Source organism: Bacillus sp. LBG-1-113, assembly GCF_020708615.1.
Taxonomy (GTDB): Bacteria; Bacillota; Bacilli; order Bacillales; family Bacillaceae; genus Bacillus; species Bacillus mojavensis.
Map to the genome: position 1 here is coordinate 119,065 of NZ_JAJFDG010000007.1, position 18,529 is coordinate 137,593.

General features: G+C 45.2%; 18 protein-coding genes. 16 read left to right on the forward strand and 2 right to left on the reverse strand.

Features of this window, described 5'->3' with window-relative positions; genetic code table 11:
• The first annotated feature begins 108 nt into the window (after positions 1-108).
• Positions 109-1,500 (forward strand): YcdB/YcdC domain-containing protein, encoded by a 1,392-nt coding sequence (locus LJF29_RS16295; RefSeq protein ID WP_229149654.1) that lies wholly within the window; start codon positions 109-111, stop codon positions 1,498-1,500.
• Between the two features lie 185 nt (positions 1,501-1,685).
• Positions 1,686-3,047, forward strand: a complete 1,362-nt coding sequence (locus LJF29_RS16300) for a YcdB/YcdC domain-containing protein (RefSeq protein WP_229149656.1) — start codon at positions 1,686-1,688, stop codon at positions 3,045-3,047.
• A 6-nt stretch (positions 3,048-3,053) separates the two neighbouring features.
• Here LJF29_RS16300 and LJF29_RS16305 read toward each other — a convergent pair whose 3' ends face one another.
• Entirely contained in the window at positions 3,054-3,557 is a 504-nt protein-coding gene (locus tag LJF29_RS16305) for a M15 family metallopeptidase (protein WP_168746869.1), read from the reverse strand.
• Between the two features lie 120 nt (positions 3,558-3,677).
• On the opposite strand from LJF29_RS16305, the gene LJF29_RS16310 reads away from it, so the two are divergent.
• The 6 genes from LJF29_RS16310 to znuB all read left to right on the forward strand — a co-directional run bounded on the left by LJF29_RS16310 (position 3,678) and on the right by znuB (position 10,115).
• On the forward strand, positions 3,678-4,799 hold the full coding sequence (locus LJF29_RS16310) for a Rap family tetratricopeptide repeat protein (RefSeq protein ID WP_010332918.1): 1,122 nt from the start codon (positions 3,678-3,680) through the stop codon (positions 4,797-4,799).
• Positions 4,800-4,908: 109 nt separating this feature from the next.
• Positions 4,909-5,685 carry an SDR family oxidoreductase gene (locus tag LJF29_RS16315; protein WP_229149657.1) on the forward strand — a complete coding sequence of 259 codons (777 nt, stop codon included), beginning with the start codon at positions 4,909-4,911 and terminating at the stop codon, positions 5,683-5,685.
• Between the two features lie 24 nt (positions 5,686-5,709).
• On the forward strand, positions 5,710-7,395 hold the full coding sequence (locus tag LJF29_RS16320) for a glycoside hydrolase family 13 protein (RefSeq protein WP_229149658.1): 1,686 nt from the start codon (positions 5,710-5,712) through the stop codon (positions 7,393-7,395).
• Positions 7,396-7,587: 192 nt separating this feature from the next.
• The gene (locus tag LJF29_RS16325) at positions 7,588-8,562 is read left to right on the forward strand and encodes a metal ABC transporter substrate-binding protein (protein ID WP_168746872.1); all 975 of its coding nucleotides are present in this window, start codon (positions 7,588-7,590) and stop codon (positions 8,560-8,562) included.
• Between the two features lie 57 nt (positions 8,563-8,619).
• Positions 8,620-9,315, forward strand: a complete 696-nt coding sequence (gene znuC / locus LJF29_RS16330) for a zinc ABC transporter ATP-binding protein ZnuC (protein ID WP_010332922.1) — start codon at positions 8,620-8,622, stop codon at positions 9,313-9,315.
• The gene (znuB, locus tag LJF29_RS16335; RefSeq protein WP_229149659.1) at positions 9,273-10,115 is read left to right on the forward strand and encodes a zinc ABC transporter permease ZnuB; all 843 of its coding nucleotides are present in this window, start codon (positions 9,273-9,275) and stop codon (positions 10,113-10,115) included. Before znuC ends, znuB begins: the two co-directional genes overlap by 43 nt.
• 40 nt (positions 10,116-10,155) lie before the next feature.
• On the opposite strand, the gene LJF29_RS16340 is transcribed toward znuB, so the two are convergent.
• Positions 10,156-11,151, reverse strand: a complete 996-nt coding sequence (locus LJF29_RS16340; protein WP_229149660.1) for an LLM class flavin-dependent oxidoreductase — start codon at positions 11,149-11,151, stop codon at positions 10,156-10,158.
• A 285-nt stretch (positions 11,152-11,436) separates the two neighbouring features.
• Here LJF29_RS16340 and LJF29_RS16345 point away from each other — a divergent pair, with 285 nt between their 5' ends.
• The 8 genes from LJF29_RS16345 to LJF29_RS16380 all read left to right on the forward strand — a co-directional run bounded on the left by LJF29_RS16345 (position 11,437) and on the right by LJF29_RS16380 (position 18,515).
• Positions 11,437-12,036, forward strand: coding sequence for a TerD family protein (locus tag LJF29_RS16345; RefSeq protein WP_010332925.1), 600 nt, complete (start codon positions 11,437-11,439; stop codon positions 12,034-12,036).
• A 22-nt stretch (positions 12,037-12,058) separates the two neighbouring features.
• Positions 12,059-12,640, forward strand: a complete 582-nt coding sequence (locus tag LJF29_RS16350; protein WP_010332926.1) for a TerD family protein — start codon at positions 12,059-12,061, stop codon at positions 12,638-12,640.
• A 35-nt stretch (positions 12,641-12,675) separates the two neighbouring features.
• Complete coding sequence (locus tag LJF29_RS16355; protein WP_010332927.1) at positions 12,676-13,254, forward strand: TerD family protein; 579 nt, start codon at positions 12,676-12,678, stop codon at positions 13,252-13,254.
• A 51-nt stretch (positions 13,255-13,305) separates the two neighbouring features.
• Positions 13,306-14,079 (forward strand): TerC family protein, encoded by a 774-nt coding sequence (locus LJF29_RS16360; protein WP_010332928.1) that lies wholly within the window; start codon positions 13,306-13,308, stop codon positions 14,077-14,079.
• A 62-nt stretch (positions 14,080-14,141) separates the two neighbouring features.
• A complete protein-coding gene (locus LJF29_RS16365; protein ID WP_229149666.1) occupies positions 14,142-15,302 on the forward strand; it encodes an HpcH/HpaI aldolase/citrate lyase family protein in 1,161 nt (386 codons plus the stop codon).
• Positions 15,292-16,602: a phosphoribosyltransferase family protein gene (locus tag LJF29_RS16370; protein WP_229149735.1), complete on the forward strand. Its 1,311-nt coding sequence runs from the start codon at positions 15,292-15,294 to the stop codon at positions 16,600-16,602. Before LJF29_RS16365 ends, LJF29_RS16370 begins: the two co-directional genes overlap by 11 nt.
• 6 nt (positions 16,603-16,608) lie before the next feature.
• A complete protein-coding gene (locus LJF29_RS16375; RefSeq protein ID WP_229149668.1) occupies positions 16,609-17,718 on the forward strand; it encodes a cysteine protease StiP family protein in 1,110 nt (369 codons plus the stop codon).
• Positions 17,715-18,515 carry an HAD family hydrolase gene (locus LJF29_RS16380; protein ID WP_229149670.1) on the forward strand — a complete coding sequence of 267 codons (801 nt, stop codon included), beginning with the start codon at positions 17,715-17,717 and terminating at the stop codon, positions 18,513-18,515. The genes LJF29_RS16375 and LJF29_RS16380 overlap by 4 nt, the downstream gene beginning before the upstream one ends.
• Positions 18,516-18,529: the final 14 nt, after the last annotated feature.

An 18,529-nucleotide genomic window follows, 5' to 3' on the forward strand; every position in this document is an offset into this window, starting at 1 on the left:
TGAAAAATGTTCTGGTAAAACTGGAAAACACAGAAATTTGTGTATATTAGACTACTACTTTGTAATCAGTTGAAGGGTGACATTCGAACGAAGAAAGGGGCTGCTTTGGTGAAAAAAGAGGAATTGAAACAAAAAGCACTGGAAATCGGCCGTGTGCCGACACACTTAAAGCTGGAAATTGAAGATTATGGAGATGAACAGAAAAGGTCGTATTTTTGCTGGATAGATCCGCAGGATGAAAACAAAGGGATCATCGTAGAGCTTGGACCGGACGGACAGCTGGAAGGGCTTTCTCGAGATGTTGAGCCTGAAAGCAGTGAGAAGCTGTCCGAAGACCAAATAGAGGCTATCTTGATTCAGTTCGTGAACTCTTATTATCCTGAAGCTCCGTCTGCGTTTGTCCGTGAAGAAAATGATGAGGCATTTGATGACAAAGTAAGGTTTTCATATGTTCAAATGGAAGACGGACTGCCGCTTCCTATGAGCGGTTTTATGGCTGATGTCTCCTTATCAGGGGAGGTGGTGTATTTTCGGTATTACGGGAAAGCGTGCAATATAATCAAGCCGGAACAGGTCGCAGATGAAAAAGAAGCAATGGCTTCTTTCAAGAAAGATGTAGATGTCACTCTCCTATTTGAGATCCTTCATCGCTCTGTCTACAAAAACGGAGACGATCAGCCGCATTTGGTGTATGAGTTTGAAAAGGCGGGCATTGCTGTACCTGCAGATGTAAGTGAAGAGAAAGAAATATTTGATGATGATTACGTGGAGTCAGAAAGCTTTCCCCTTCCCTTATTCGAAGACATTCACGAAAATGCAGACCCTGGCAGCATGATCGGCTTGAACAGCGGACTGATAAAAGTAAGGGAAGCAGATATAGGGGACGGCAGAAAAAAGATTGTATGGCGGGACAAGGATGAGCAGGAACTCGATAAAGCTGACAAGAGTCTTAACAGCTGGTTTGAAGGACGTCTTCACAATGTAATTGGAACCATCCATAACAAAGAAACCGGAAAACTCGAAGGTGTTATGTCGTTTATAGACGAAAAAGGGCCGAATACCGTAAGCGAGGAAGAGTGCGAAAAAATCGCCATTCGTTTTCTGTTCACGTTATTCCCGAATGCTGATCAATATTTTAAGATCAAATACGATAAACAGGGTGAAGAAGGTTCGTCAGCCGGCTTTACGTTTGACGTGCACTGTAACGGAGTTCCGCTTCGGTTTGGGCAGGTGAGAATCTGCGTCAGCCGCCAGACTGGGCGCATTACCGTTTATATGGGACCGGACATTGACCCTGAAGTGCTCAAAGCTGTTGACCCAGTTCCATCCATTTCACCGGAACAAGCCAAGTCTATCTTTTGGCGCCATTTTAAAGTGGAGCTTGGCTGGGAGAGCGAATACGGAGAAGATGAAGAAAACAGCTATCGTCTCGTCTACAAGCCGGTATATCCGAAATTGATTGATGCCCATACTGGTGAGGCTGTCATAAGTGCATTGTAAAACAGTCAAAAGTCACACATTTTCGGCGTGTGTACTGGCTGATGCATGAAAAAAGTAATAGAGAGAATGTGGAAATCCAGTTTCCTTAATAGAAAAGGACCTTTCTTCACTTTAAAAGAAGAAGGGTCTTTATATATAATAAACAAGGTTCTCTTTGTCGTAGACTCTTTGAAAGGATGACTTCATTGGTAAACAAACAGCTGAAAAAGAAGGCGCAAGAGATCGGAAATGTACCGCCGCACTATGAGCTTGAGATAGAAGATTATGCTCAAAAACAAAAGAAGAAGGGGCATGCATACTTCATTTGGAAGGACCCTGAAGATCCGGAAAAGCAAATTATTGTAGAACTCGCGAGCGACGGCGCTTTGCTCACATTTTCAACAGCCGCCGGCCTCGAGCAGGACAAAAAGCTCCCAGATGCCGAGCTGAAGCTGACAGCTCTTCAGTTTGCCGCAGCCCACCATCCGGCCACATTTATGAAATTTCATTTTCAAGCCAAGGAAGAACGAGGGCATCACATCCGGTTTGTTTATACAAAAAAACAGCTGGGCCTCTCGCTCCCCAATTCAGGATTTTTAATAGATATCACACGCAGCGGACAGATTGTCCATTTTTTATATTACGGAGAAGGGAACAAAGCCGACATCCCAAAGGAATTCGTAGAGAAAGAGAAGGTCATTTCCCATTACGTCAATACAATGTCTTTACGGCTTATGTATGACGTCATTGATGATGAACAATTGCCCAGACTCGTCTATGAACCGATTTTGCCGGGTTACAACTATCCAGCGGATGTAGACGAAATTGTGCCTGACCAGCACATATCGGATGAAAGAACGGAAAACGGGGCGCCTCTCCCGCCGCTTGAAAAAAAAGAAGAAACCGATATATATGAAATGCTGGGACTTACTTCTGATATGAAAAAAGTCGGTGAAAGGGACTTCGGAGATGAACTTGGAAGCACTTGGCGCAAAGGTACTGCACCCGAGCGGAAGGATTTAAGCATAGGAAGCTATTTTGCAACGAGAAATAAAAATACAATCAAAATGAAGACTGATAAAAAAACAGGGAAATTAAAAGCAGCTATTTCCTTCATGGACAATCAAGTTTCCGGCCAATACTCAACGGAAGAATGCCAAGAGACAGCGCTTCAGTTTTTGTACGCGCTCTATCCAAGAGCAGATGAGTTTTTCAGAGTGAACCCAATCCGAATCGATGAAAGAGGCAGGGTCCGCAATCATTTTTCTGTCTGGTATAAAGGAATACCGCTGCGGTTCGGTGCTGCCCGCATCATCGTCAACCCGGAAACCGGAAAAATTGACGCTTTTATGGCTCCGGATATAGACCCAGAGCAATTAGAAACAATCAACCATAAACCGGATGTTTCAGCCGACGAAGCGAGAGAAGCATTTTTATCTGCGTTTGATGTGAGGCTGGAGTGGCAGCCTGATTTTTCAGCAGGCAGCCATCAGCATTATAAGCTTGTGTATAAGCCGATTTATCCTCCATATATTGACGCGCATAAAAGAAAAAAGAAGAGGCTGTGAGGGTGTCTAGTCAGGTATCATTTGCAAGTGGGGATAATCTTTGAACCGTTCCCAATCCCCGCCCCATTCAAATCCGAGTTTTTTAGCGATGGTGACGACCTCCAGCCAATCTGATTTCCCGTTTTGATTGCCGTCGTAATCCATATCCCATAAGATGCTGCCATCCTTTTTCTGAAGAGCGAAATCAATCGCCAAACCATAATTATGATACGATTCCCCTCCTTTTGCGTAGGTGACAATATTCCCTTTTTTTGTGCGTCCTTGCTTATATAATTCGTCTTGTTCCTTGAAGGATCTGAATCCTTCAGTAATCACGATCGAGATGCCTTTATTTGATGCGGCAGCCTTGAGGGTGTCGGCATTCTGCTTCACAATCGGATCAAGAGCGGAAGGAACAGGCCTGTCCTGCAGAGCGGTTTGAGAGTGCCATGCGTGCCGCACATATGAGAAACAAAGGTCCGCCACAAACAGGAGGCATAAGATGAACGATGTTTTTGCTATTAATTTCATACCGGTCTCACTTTCTCATGAGTTGCTGAATGTTATGTTTTAAGCCATTGACTCTCTCTAAAAGAGAATAGCTATGATAAAATATAACATAAATAGTAGCAGGAGGAAGGAGGCAGATCATTGAGAGCAAAGATTCCATCTGAAGAAGTGGCGGTAAAACTAAACGAATGGTATAAACACATTCGCGCGTTTGAAGCAGATCAAGCAGAAGCATTAAAGCAGGAGATCGAGTACGAATTAGAAGACATGGAAGAAAATCAGGATTTACTATTATATTTTTCTTTGATGGAATTTCGGCATCGGATCATGCTGGACAAGCTGATGCCGGTGAAAGACAGCGACACCGAGCCTCCGTTCTCTGACATGCTGAATGAAATTGAAAGCAATCAGCAAAAACTGACGGGCTTATTAGAATATTATTTTTACTATTTCAGAGGGATGTACGAATTTAAGCAGAAAAATTTCATTTTAGCCATTGATCATTATAAGCACGCCGAGGAAAAGCTGGAGTATGTGGAAGATGAGATTGAAAAAGCTGAATTTCTTTTTAAGGTCGCAGAAGTGTATTATCACATCAAACAAACGTATTTTTCGATGAATTATGCAAGCCAGGCGCTTGATATCTATACGAAATACGAACTGTACGGCCGCCGCCGCGTGCAGTGTGAATTTATCATTGCCGGAAATTTGACGGATGTCTATCATCACGAAAAGGCGCTCAAGCACCTGTGCAGCGCTTTGGATTATGCCAGTCAGCTTGAGGAAGCATACATGATTGCTGCGGCTCATTATAACGTAGGCCACTGTAAGTACAGCTTGGGAGATCTTAGCGAAGCGGAGGGCTATTTTAAGAAGGCCGCCGCCATTTTTGAAAAGCACAAATTTCAGCAGACCGTTCAAGCTGTATTTTCACTGACACATATCTACTGTAAAGAAGGAAAATACGACAAAGCAATAGAGACGTATCAACACGGGGTTACAAGCGCGGCAGAATGGGCGGATGACATGTACTTAACAAAATTCCGCCTTATTCATGAGCTTTATCTTGGCAGCGGCGACAGGAAGGTGCTCGAAGAATGCTTTGACCTTTTGGAATCCCGCCAGCTTTTCGCTGATGCAGAAGAGCTGATGCAGGACGCGGCAGAACGCTTCAATCAGCAGCAAAATTATGAGTCCGCCGCTTTCTTTTACCGCAGGCTGATGGACATAAAAAAGACACTTGCCGAGCAGCGCTTCCAATAAGAGATGGCAGAGAACCGATAAGGTTCTCTGCTTTTTTTATGCTGTTTTCAACCCGGGAAAACAGGGTATTTTCCAGTACACAAAGGAAAATCAGAGGAGGAAATCATTTATGTATAAAGATTTAATCGGGAAAACAGCCATCGTAACAGGCTCTTCAAAAGGAATCGGGAGAGCCATTGCGGAACGCTTTGGACAGGAGAAAATGAATGTGGTTGTGAATTATCACAGCGACCCGTCAGGAGCCAATGAAACAGTGGACATCATTAAGCAAAACGGAGGAAAAGCCGTCGTAGTCGAAGCGGATGTGTCAAAGGAAGAAGGGATTCAGGCGCTAATGGATGCCGCTTTGGAGCACTTTGGCACGCTTGATGTAATGGTGAACAATTCAGGCTTCAACGGTGCAGAAGCCATGCCGCATGAGATGAGCCTTGAAGATTGGCAAAGAGTCATTGATGTAAACGTAACAGGAACCTTTATGGGGGCAAAAGCCGCGCTCAATCACATGATGAAGAACAATATCAAAGGAAACGTGCTCAATATCTCAAGTGTTCATCAGCAGATTCCGCGCCCAGTCAATATTCAATACTCAACTTCTAAAGGCGGCATCAAGATGATGACGGAAACGCTGGCGCTTAACTATGCAGACAAGGGAATTCGCGTCAACGCAATAGCACCGGGCACCATCGCCACAGAGTCCAACGTCGACACGAAAAAAGAAGAAAACAGACAAAAGCAATTGAAAAAAATTCCGATGAGAGCCTTTGGACAACCGGAAGAAGTGGCGGCTGCAGCGGCTTGGCTCGTATCAGGAGAAGCGAGTTATGTGACCGGTACAACACTGTTTGTCGACGGCGGAATGACACTCTATCCGTCTCAGCTCGAGTAGAAAGAAAAACAGGGGGAGTGCGGGATGAAAAAAGACTGGTGGAAGGATGCAGTCGTTTATCAAATATATCCAAGAAGTTTTCAGGACAGTAATGGAGATGGGATCGGGGATTTGCGGGGAATAATTTCCCGGCTGGACTACATAAAGGAGCTTGGGGCAGATGTGATTTGGATATGTCCCATCTATCCTTCTCCAAATGTTGATTACGGTTATGATGTAACTGACCATAAGACGATTATGGATTCTTACGGCACGATGGAGGATTTTCATGATCTGCTTGACGAGGTGCATCAGCGCGGCTTAAAGCTTGTCATGGATTTTGTCCTAAACCACACTTCAGTCGAGCATCCGTGGTTTAAAGAAGCGGAGCTGGACAAAAACAGCAAGTACCGCAGCTATTACTTATGGCGCCCCGGCACAAAGAACGGTCCGCCAACGGACTGGGTGTCAGACTACGGGCGTCCGGTTTGGCAATATGAGGAGCACACTGGCGAATATTATTTGCACATGAACGCCGTCAAACAAGCTGACTTAAACTGGGAAAATCCTTACGTTCGCCAAGCCGTATATGACATGATGAAGTTTTGGCTCGATAAAGGGGTCGACGGCTTGCGCATAGACCAGCTTCATCTGATCTCAAAGAAAGAGTTCCTTCCTTCATATGAGGACTACGTCAATCAGCGCGCAGAACCGAAACCCTTCCAGCCGAACGGCGAACGTATCCATGACTATTTAAAAGAGATGACAGATGAAGTATTTTCACAATACGATGTCATGTCGGTCGGCGAGGTTGGCTCTGTCACACCGGAGGAAGGCTTGACGTATACGGGAACTGATAAGCATGAACTGAATATGATTTTTCACTTTCAGCATATGGAGCTTGACCAGCAGCCGGGAAAACAACATTGGGATCTGAAGCCCCTGGAGCTATCTGATTTAAAATCCGTATTATCAAAGTGGCAGAAGACGCTTGAACATAAAGGCTGGAATACACTGTTTTGGTGCAACCACGACCAGCCGCGGATCGTTTCCCGTTTCGGAGATGAAGGGAGATATCGCAAAGAGTCCGCGAAAATGCTTGCTACTGTCCTTTATTTTATGAAAGGCACGCCGTATATTTATCAAGGAGAAGAAATCGGCATGACAAACGCGCCGTTTATGAGAATTGAGGACTACAAAGATATCCAAACGATCAATATGTATCATAAACGGGTGTTTGAAAACGGCTATGATCCTGAAGAAGTGATGGCTTCTATCTTGGCCAAAAGCCGGGATCATGCCCGGACGCCGATGCAATGGAGCAGCGGGAAGAATGCCGGATTCACGGATGGTACGCCATGGCTGAAGATCAATCCGAACTATACATCCGTCAATGCTGAGGAAGCGGAGGCAGACCCCGATTCCATTTTAGCCTATTACAAAAAGGTGATTAGCCTGAGAAAGCAGTATGCAGATCTCATAAAAGGAAGCTACGATCTCTTGCTCCCAGATGATCCGCAGCTGTTTGTATACGTTAGGGGGAATGGCAACCAGCAGCTTTTGGTGGTAAATAATTTTTCAAAAGAGCAGGCTGTATTCCACTGGCCGGAGCTTTGCAGCAAGGACCAGGCGTCCCTTCTTCTCAGCAATTATAAAAACGGTGATATTGCTGATGAAATGGTGTTTCAGCCTTACGAGAGCAGAGTATATCTTTTGAATGAAAGAGAATAAGAAGTCAACCCGGCGCAGTTTGCCGGGTTTTTCAGTACATATATTTGCGCTGCAAACGGAAATAATAAAAACATAACGTTAACATAAAATTAATCTTGCAAAACGTAATGACTTCGGTTTATTATTATATAGGATTACAAAATCGTTATCATTTTGATTTAAAGTCATTGTGAAAAAGAGGGGATATTCGTTATGTTTAAAAAATGGAGCGGTTTGTTTGTGATTGCAGCGTGCTTCTTATTGGTCGCGGCATGCGGCAACTCATCAACAAAAGGGTCAACGGATTCAAAGAGTGATAAACTGCACATTGTCACGACGTTCTACCCGATGTATGAATTTACGAAACAAATTGTGAAAGATAAGGGCGATGTGGATCTATTAATTCCATCTTCAGTCGAACCGCACGACTGGGAGCCGACGCCGAAGGATATTGCAAGCATTCAGGACGCAGATTTGTTCGTTTATAATAGCAAATACATGGAAACCTGGGTTCCTTCAACCGAAAAAAGCATGGGCCAAGATCACGCGGTTTTCGTAAATGCGAGCAAAGGCATTGATTTAATGGAGGGCTCTGAAGAAGAACACGAACATGAGCATGAACACGAACATGGAGATCACGAAGAGCATGAACACAGCCATGAAATGGACCCCCATGTATGGCTCAGCCCTGTTTTAGCGCAAAAGGAAGTTGAAAATATTACTGCGCAAATCGTGAAGCAAGACCCGGATAACAAAGAATACTATGAGAAAAATAGTAAAGAATATATTGCAAAACTGCAGGATCTTGATAAACTATATCGTACAACCGTAAAAAAAGCGGCGAAAAAAGAATTTATCACACAGCACACAGCTTTTGGCTATTTGGCAAAAGAATACGGCCTGACTCAGGTTCCGATTGCGGGGCTTTCTCCTGAACAAGAGCCGAGTGCAGCTGACTTAGCAAAACTGAAAACGTATGCCAAAGAGCATGACGTGAAAATCATATATTTTGAAGAAGTTGCATCCTCCAAGGTTGCAGATACGCTAGCCAGTGAAATCGGCGCGAAAACAGAAGTGCTGAATACGCTGGAAGGCTTAAGCAAAGAAGAACAGGATAAAGGTGTAGGGTACATCGACATCATGAAACAAAACCTCGATGCCCTGAAAGATTCACTATTGGATAAATAAAAAGATAGTGTGCGCCGGAGGGTGCACACTATTTCTTTGTGAGAAAGGAAGATTGACATGAATCTCGTCTCATTGAAAGATATCGTGTTTGGCTATTCCCACACGCCTGTGTTGGATAAAGTATCTCTTGATATTGAAAGCGGCGAGTTTGTCGGCATTACAGGTCCAAACGGCGCTTCTAAATCAACGCTGATAAAAGTGATGCTCGGCATGCTGAAACCGTGGGAAGGCACAGTAACAATCAGTAAAAAGAATGCAGACGGCAAACGTCTGACTATAGGGTATGTCCCGCAGCAAATTTCTTCATTTAATGCAGGTTTTCCGAGCACCGTGCTTGAGCTTGTCCAATCCGGCCGGTACACAAAAGGGAAATGGTTTAAACGTTTGAATGAAGAAGATCATATCGAAGTAGAAAAAGCCCTGAAAATGGTGGAAATGTGGGAGCTTCGCCACCGGAAAATCGGTGACTTGTCGGGCGGCCAGAAACAGAAAATCTGTATTGCCAGAATGCTTGCCAGCAATCCCGATCTCCTAATGCTGGACGAACCGACCACAGCGGTTGATTATGACAGCAGAAAAGGGTTTTACGAATTCATGCACCACTTGGTGAAAAATCACAATCGCACAGTTGTGATGGTCACTCATGAACAAAATGAAGTACAGCAGTTTTTAGATAAAGTGATTCGATTAGAGAGAGGAGAAAAAGGCGGATGGAAATGTTTGACTTGGAATTCATGCGACGAGCTTTTCTAGCAGGCGGCATGATCGCCATCATGGCCCCGATTCTAGGGGTATACCTTGTGCTTAGAAGGCAGGCCTTAATGGCTGACACACTCTCGCATATTTCACTGTCGGGTGTGGCCATCGGCTTTTTCCTCAGCACCAATATTACCGCGGCGAGCATAGTCGTTGTGACCATCGGCGCGGTCGGAATTGAATACATGCGGCGGGCATATCGGACATACTCGGAAGTATCGATTGCTATTTTAATGGCGGCGGGTCTGTCCTTCGCGATGTTTTTAATCAGCCTTTCGAAAGGCGCGGCCACTATGAGCATTGACCAGTACTTATTCGGGTCGCTCGTGACGGTTAACCAGCAGCAGGTCTATATTATCGGCATCATTACATTGTTGATCCTGCTCTATTTTATCGTATTAAAAAGGCCGCTCTACCTGCTGACATTTGATGAAGCAACAGCCAAAACGTCCGGAATCAATACAAACATTCTGTCGATGTCATTCAGTATTGTCACTGGTCTTGCGATCTCAGTTATTATTCCGATTATCGGCGTACTGCTCGTATCGGCACTGCTCGTATTGCCGGCAGCTTTCGCCATTAGAATCGCAAAAGGCTTTAATATGGTATTTATGTCAGCCATCCTCATTTCCTTATTCAGTGTATTTATGGGGCTGACATCATCTTATCAGCTCGGCACACCGCCAGGGCCTTCCATTACTCTGCTGTTAATTGTTCTGCTCTTGATCGGGTTTGCAGTTCAAGGGATATGGACGTTTATCAAAAAAGAAACCCAGCGTAAAAAAGGGCGCAGGTAAAAATAAAAAGCAGTTTTTCCTTCAGGAAAAACTGCTTTTTTTATAGAAATAACTCTGCAAGACGCTCATATGATTCTTTTTTCGCCTCAAAGTCAAACACATTGCAAAGAACCATCATTTCATATGTTTCATAGCGGTCAGCCAGCTCTAGAAGCTGCTGTCTTACAGTGCTTGGAGAACCGATGACCATGCGTTTTCTGTTTTCTCGTATTTGGTTTTTATCTGATTCGGTATAGTGGTATGCTTTCGCTTCCTCAAGGCTTGGCACCCTGCTGTCCAAGCCTTTCCCGACGCGAAGAAGCCACAAATCTTGGCTTAACGCGAGCTCCTCTGCCTCTTCATCTGTTTTTGCGCAAATGACAAAGATCGTAAACAGTGCGGCTGGAGATGTGAAATGGGCTGATGGCTGAAAGTTTTCACGATAAACGCGAAACGCGCTTTCCCCTCGTTCGGAGTTGATAAAATGTCCAAATACATATCCGATTCCCTGATGGGCTGCTCGCCTTGCGCTGTTTTCCCCCAATCCAAGCACCCAAAGCTCCGGCACTGTATCAATAAGAGGCGCTGCTTTGATCCCGGCATACGGATGCCCGGCGGGAAGCGAATCGGTCAGGAAATAAGAGACATCCTGAAGCTGTCTGTTAAAATCCGTTAAGCTTTTTTTGATGCCGTCGGTTAAGGCGAGCCGGGTTTTCGTCGTTCCGCCAGGCGAACGCCCGAGGCCGAGGTCAATCCGGTTCGGATACAAGGCCTCAAGCTGGCGAAAGGTTTCGGCCACCTTAAACGGGCTGTACTGAGGCAGAAGCACACCGCCAGACCCGACACGAATCTTGTTGGTGTGAGCCGCGATGCGTGCGATCATAATTTCCGGTGCCGTGCTTGCCAGTCCTTTCGTGCTGTGGTGTTCGGCAAACCAATAACGCTTATAGCCCCACTCTTCACTTCGTCCGGCCAGCTCAACCGAATGCTGAAGGGCTGTCACGGGGCTTTCTCCTTTAGAAACAGGTGCCTGATCAAGTATGCTTAAATGAATCAAAAGGCCGCTTCCTTTCCGTTGCTTTTTAGAATGTGATACAAGAATAGGCAAAATGACTCGCTCACGTCAAATGGTTTGTTTAAGATCCGTCATTCATATGATTTGCTAAAGATATATCAAATATGGGAGATTTTTTTCGAGGATTTTCGTCAATTATTCTAAACTTTTACGAAACTTTGATATAATAAAAAACGTATATATTAATAATTTACGGCATTCAAGTTACGTTTGTACGTAAAAATAAATGTGACTATATTCACATTTCGATGATTAGGAGTGAATCGTGTGGCAATTTCTTTAGAAAAAGGTCAGCGAATTGATTTAACAAAAGGAAAAGCGGGTCTGTCAAAATTGATGGTCGGTCTCGGCTGGGACCCTGTTTCATCAGGCGGCGGCTTTTTTGGAAAGCTGCTCGGCGGAGGCGGACCAAATATTGACTGTGACGCATCAGTGCTGATGCTGGAAAACGGCAAGTTCACTGATAAGAAAAATGTCATTTATTTTGGAAACCTGAAAAGCCGCTGCGGCAGTGTCAAGCACACAGGTGACAACCTGACAGGCGACGGAGCGGGCGATGATGAGCAGATTTTAATTGATTTGGCGAAAGTGCCTGCCAACATTAATAAGCTTGTATTTGTTGTGAATATTTATGATTGCGTAAGAAGAAAACAGGATTTCGGCATGATTCAAAATGCTTTTATCCGTGTTGTTGATCAATCGAATCATGAAGAAATGCTCAAATACAACTTGAAAGACAATTATGCCGGCAGAACAAGCCTGATTACGGCTGAAATCTACCGCCAGGACGGTGAGTGGAAATTCGCGGCGGTCGGCGAAGGCACAAACGATACAAGATTAGAAGATATTGTCAACCGATACGTATAAAAGAAAAAGGAGTGGATGAAACATGGCAATTTCATTGGCAAAAGGACAAAAAGTAGATTTAACAAAAACGAATCCGGGTCTTTCAAAGGTTGTTGTCGGTTTGGGCTGGGATACGAATAAGTATGACGGCGGACATGACTTTGATCTTGACTCAAGTGTGTTTCTTTTAGATGCGTCTGGAAAATGCGCATCTCAAAATGATTTTATTTTCTATAACCAGCTTGAAGGCGGAAACGGTTCAGTCGTTCATTCAGGCGATAACCTGACAGGCCTTGGCGAGGGTGATGACGAGAATGTAAAAGTCAATCTCAGCGCCGTACCTGCCAATATCGACAAAATCTCATTTGTTATCACGATTCACGAAGCGGAAGCGCGCAGCCAAAACTTTGGACAAGTGTCAAATGCGTTTGTACGCATTGTCAATGAAGAAACAAATGAAGAGCTTATTCGTTACGATCTTGCGGAAGATTTCTCTATTGAAACGGCAATTATCGCTGGAGAGCTTTACAGACACAACGGCGAATGGAAATTCTCCGCTATCGGCTCAGGCTACCAAGGCGGTCTTGCCCGCATCGCAACAGATTACGGCTTGCAAGTCGGTTAAGACATATTACGAAGAGCAGAAAGGAGAGAGGCAGTATGGCCATTCAATTAGCAAAAGGACAGCGTGTGGATTTAACGAAAACAAATCCGGGACTCACAAAAGCGGTGATCGGTTTAGGCTGGGATACAAATAAGTACTCAGGCGGACACGATTTTGACCTGGATGCTTCAGCCTTTTTAGTGGATGCGCATGATAACTGCGTGAATGATCTCGATTTCGTCTTCTATAATAACCTTGAGCACCCGAGCGGCGGTGTCATCCATACGGGTGACAACCGCACCGGAGAAGGCGACGGAGATGATGAGCAGATCATCGTTGATTTTTCGAAAATCCCTGCTCACATTGAGAAAATCGGCATCACAGTTACCATTCATGACGCGGAAGCACGCAGCCAAAACTTTGGACAAGTGTCAAACGCGTTTGTACGCGTTGCAGATGAAGAGACTCAGAATGAGCTTCTTCGCTTCGATTTGGGGGAAGATTTCTCCATTGAAACAGCCGTTGTCGTATGTGAGCTGTACAGACACGGAAACGAGTGGAAGTTCAATGCGATCGGCAGCGGTTTTTCCGGCGGCCTTGCTTCATTATGCCGGAACTACGGTTTGCAGGTGTAAGCGAGTGACAAATAAAGCAGTCACCGTTTTGAATTAATAGGAGGAAAAAACTTGGAATTTTTACATCACATCATGTCTACGTATGCTTCATTTTTCGATTGGGAAATGTGGGGGGAAGTTCTGACTGATCCGGTTTCTTGGGGTCTGATCGGTTCCCTTGTTGTGCTGGAAGGCCTTTTATCGGCCGATAACGCGTTAGTTCTTGCGGTAATGGTGAAACACCTTCCGGAAAAACAGCGTAAAAAAGCGTTAACGTATGGTTTATTCGGAGCGTATATTTTCCGATTTATTTTCATCGGACTCGGTATGCTTCTCATTAAATTCTGGTGGATCAAGGTGCTTGGCGCGCTTTACCTGGCTTGGCTCGTCATTAAGCACTTTTGGATCGGAGAAAAAGAAGAGGAAGCAGACGGTATTAAGAAAAATTCTTGGATGGTCCGTACATTCGGGATCTTCTGGGCAACTGTTATTTCAGTTGAACTGATGGACCTTGCCTTTTCTGTGGACAGCATCTTAGCCGCGTTTGCGGTATCTGAAAAAGTATGGGTTCTTTTGATCGGCGGTATGCTGGGTATTTTAATGATGCGTACAGTCGCAAAAGTATTCCTTGTGCTGATCGATAAAATCCCTGAGCTTGAAAACACAGCATTCGTGTTAATCGGAATTATCGCGCTGAAAATGGCAGGGAGCGCTTTCCATTATGAAATGCCGCATTCTGTATTCTTCATTATCATTATCGCTGCATTTGCGGTGACATTTATCATTCACTATATCAACAAACAAAAGCAGGTGCGCGAACAAACAGCTGCGTCAAAAGAAGAATAAAACAAAACAAGGAGGGAGTTTCATGTCCTTCCTTTTTTGTTACAGAAAAGAGGGTGACTGGTTTGCGGTATTTCCACTATTTATCAGCGCGTCAAGAAGAGCATGTATTTTACCAAGTGCCGAAACAGGTCACGAAAGAGGCGCCGAAAAAATGGCTTGAACAAGCGCTGGGAGCCCTATTATATATGCCTGCAACCCGCCACGACATAGCCGCTATGATTACTGAACAAAAGTACGAGGATCTAACGTCCGTTGTTTTCTGCTTAGAGGATGCGATTGGGGATCATGAAGTCGAGCAGGCTGAACATAATCTCAACATTCAGCTTGAGCGCATAGAACAGGCAATTCAGCAAAACAAAATAGAACCGGAAAATCTTCCGCTCATGTTTATAAGGGTGCGTTCTCCGAAGCAGATGCAGGAGCTGGCTGGCCGCTTAAAGCACCTTCTCCATTTGTTAACCGGTTTTGTGTTTCCGAAATGTTCAGGAGTCAACGCCCGTGACTATGCGGAAACGCTGAAAAACATCTCTCGCGATAGGAGAGCGCCGATTTATGGAATGCCGATTTTAGAAACGCCCGATTTGCTTTCAAAAGAGACGCGGACAGAGGCTTTCGGAGAGCTGAGTGCGGTACTGCATCAATATCAGGACTTGATTTTAAACGTGCGAATCGGTGCGACTGATTTGTGCGGGTTATACGGCATCCGGAGAAAGCCGGGGCAAACCATCTATGATATTCGCCTGATTGCAGATTTTATGGCAGATGTCATCAATTATTTCGGCCGGACGTTTGTTGTTTCTGGACCGGTCTGGGAATATTTCCAGGCAGCGCAAAAGCCTCACCTTCTATCAGGACACCAGCCTGCTGAGCTGAATGAGCATGTCAAAGGTTTGGTGAAGGAAACAGAGCTTGATATCGCTAACGGGATTCACGGGAAAACGGTCATTCACCCGTCTCAGCTTAAAGCGGTAAACAGCCTGTATGTTGTATCAAAGGAAGACTATATGGATGCGTTAAGCATTATTCATCACGGAAACGGTTCAATCGGTGTGATGAAAAGCCATTTTTCCAACAAAATGAATGAGATGAAGCCCCATATGAAATGGGCTGAGAACATCATAATAAAATCAGAAATCTATGGGGTGTATCATGAAAACCGATCTTTCTCCGATTTGCTCAACGAACAGCAAAACACTTCAAATATTGGACAATATGGCGGTTGATCTGTCGGTCACTGACAATCCGCTTTCTATTCCGGAGCAAGTCTTATTTGAAATGGCGGCGCGTGTAAACAAAAAAAGGGGTTTTTTATTTGTCAGCAAAGTGCTGGGAAAGCATATTCCAGTTCATCCGCTGAAGCCGCTTTTGGCGTCAGGGCTGCTTGCTTTGGAGTACGCTGAACGAAAAACGGGGCGTGAGCTGAAGGAGAAGGCTGACATTCTGAACGGGTTTCTTTCAGGAACGGACAGCGGCCTTCGTAATGCTTATCGAACATTGCAAAAGCAGCGCGTGGCACTAGAGGAGGCGCCGCTTGTGATCGGGTTTGCGGAAACGGCGACAGCACTTGGACACGCGGTTTATGACTGTATTGAGAATGCGTCGTATGTCCATACAACACGTGAACAAATACGAAACAACGAGCCTTCCATTACATTTGTCGAGGAGCACTCCCATGCGACCGACCAGCTGTGCTATGCGGAACCTCATATGATCAACAACAATTGCCCTGTGATTCTCGTGGATGATGAAATCACAACAGGAAAAACCGCATTGCATATCATTCGGGATATACAATCGAAATTTCCCCGCAAAGAATACGCTGTTTTGTCTTTATTGGATTGGCGGACTGAGGAACACAAACAAGCTTATGCTGAAGCGGAACGGGAATTAGGGGTTACCATATCAACAACAGCTTTACTGTCTGGGCGCATTTCCTTTAAGGGAGAGCTTTTGTCAGAGTCCACCTATGATTACAAACCGAAGCCGCAGGAATCAGCAATAAACAGAACAGACATCGACTTGTCCGGCTTCTTTGCATCCTTACCCTATCAGCCGGCCACATTCGCAGACGAGCATTTTTATGTGAAGGAAACAGGGCGATTTGGCTTAAAAGCGAGTGACAGGCAGGCCGTTCACGAGGCCTGCCGCCTAGCTGCGCAGCATGTGGAACAATATCGGAAGGGGAGAAGAACGCTTGTGCTCGGAACGGGAGAGCTGATGTACATCCCTATGAACATCGCAGCGCATCTTCACGGCTCTATTTCTTATCACTCTACTACCCGCAGTCCGATTCACCCTGTTGCCAAAGAGGGCTATGCTGTGCAAAACGGATATTCATTTATGAATCCCGAAGATGAGGGGGTTCGCCATTTTATCTATAACCTCCCCGCCGGAGCGTATGACGAAGTCTTTTTCTGTCTTGAAAAGACCGTTTCGGATGAGGCGTTACAGCCGATTTTTCATATATTCAAAGAAAAAGAAGTGCCGTATATCCACATTGTAACCCTTTCAGGAAAGGCGTGATCTGAATTGACAGAGATAATTGACCGGATTGGAAGCTATCCGAAGGAGGATGTCACCTTTCTATTAAAAGATTTGTCCGCCGTTTCGATTGAAAAAAGCACGGAAGAACGGGAACGGTCGATTCAAAGCGGCACCCATTACTCTGAGATGCTGCCGATCGAATATAAGCCGACAGATGAGTATATGAAACTGTTTTATGCCTCGCTTGAAGACAGTAAACAGAAGGTTGCGTTGGCGGCCGGAGCTGTGGCGGAGCAGCTTTTCGCCAAACACGGCAACGATACGGTTTTGTGCAGCCTGGCAAGGGCGGGCACGCCGATCGGTGTATTGATTAAACGGTACATCAAAATGAAGTATCACATCTCAGTTCCGCACTACAGCATATCGATTATTCGGGACAGAGGAATTGATGAAAACGCCTTGCAGTATATGCTGGAGCATCATCCAGACGGAAAGATCGCCTTTATCGACGGCTGGACAGGCAAAGGCGCTATTACAAAAGAACTGAACCGATCCATCCAACAGTTTAACCAGCGCTGGAATACGAGACTTTCCTCAGAAATTGCGGTGCTTGCCGATCCGGGTGATTGCGCGGACATCTACGGAACGAAGGAGGATTTTCTGATTCCGAGTGCCTGCTTGAACTCTACAGTATCGGGTCTTGTCAGCCGCACGGTCTTAAATGAAAAATGGATCGGGCCGGATGATTTTCACGGGGCGAAATATTACCGTGAGCTGAGCGAAGAGGATGTTTCTGTATTCTATATTGAAACGATAGCCGAGCAATTTCCGTCTATTTTTAAAGAAGCAGAAAGCCTGGCGATTGGCTTGCAGCGCACACGTATGAAACCGGATTGGAGCGGCTTGGTTTCCATTGAGACGATCCGAGAGCAATTTGGCATCAGCAATACGAACCTGATCAAACCGGGAGTCGGAGAAACGACCCGTGTGCTTCTTCGCAGAGTGCCTTGGAAAATACTAATTCAGCCTGGCGCTGAAGAAACGCTGAAACATATTCTTTTACTGGCGAAGGATCGGGGAGTGCCTGTAGAAGAATACGAGAACATGTCTTACAGCTGCTGCGGGCTGATTCGTCCGGCGGAGAAAAGCCTATGAACGCGTTTGCCAGCGATTTAGACAGAACATTAATTTATTCAAGGCGCATGATCGGCACGCCCGATAAGGAAGCCGGGATTGAGCTGATTGAAACCTTAAATGGGCGGGAGCTTTCTTATATTTCCTCAGCCGTAAAAGAACATATAAATCAGATTCAGAAGGATCACTATTTTATTCCCGTCACCACGCGTACAAACGAACAGTATAAGAGACTCCTATGTTTCCAGCAGGACATTGTGCCGGAATATGCGGTGACAACAAATGGCGGGTGCATCTTAAAGGACGGCGAGCCTCTGAAAGAGTGGGACGAGCTGATGAAAGAGGAGCTGGCGTCGTGTCTGCCGATCGAGGCCATGCTGAGGGAAATTGCAGGTCTCTCGTTATCAGATGCGGTAAAAAGAACCCGAATCGCCCATCACTATTTCGTGTATCTCATTTTACATGAGGAAAAAATACCGTACATCGATATATCCGCTGTGAAAAAGTGGGGAGCCGATAAGGGTTGGCAAGTATCCCTGCAGGGGCGAAAGCTTTACTTTATTCCCAATCCGCTTAATAAGTGGAAAGCGGTCGAATACCTGAAATCCAGGCTCTCTCTTGATGAAATTTATACGGCTGGAGATTCTCTGCTTGATCTTGAACTGATCCGGGAAGCCGATTTTGGCATCGCACCCGCGCACGGCGAGGTATTGCGTCACGATCCGAAACTTCACAAAACGGCTGCAAGCGGCATGCTGGCGGGAGAAGAAATCACAGCGTTAGTTTTATCGCAAATATCCAAATTAAAACACGTATAAAACACAAAAAAAAC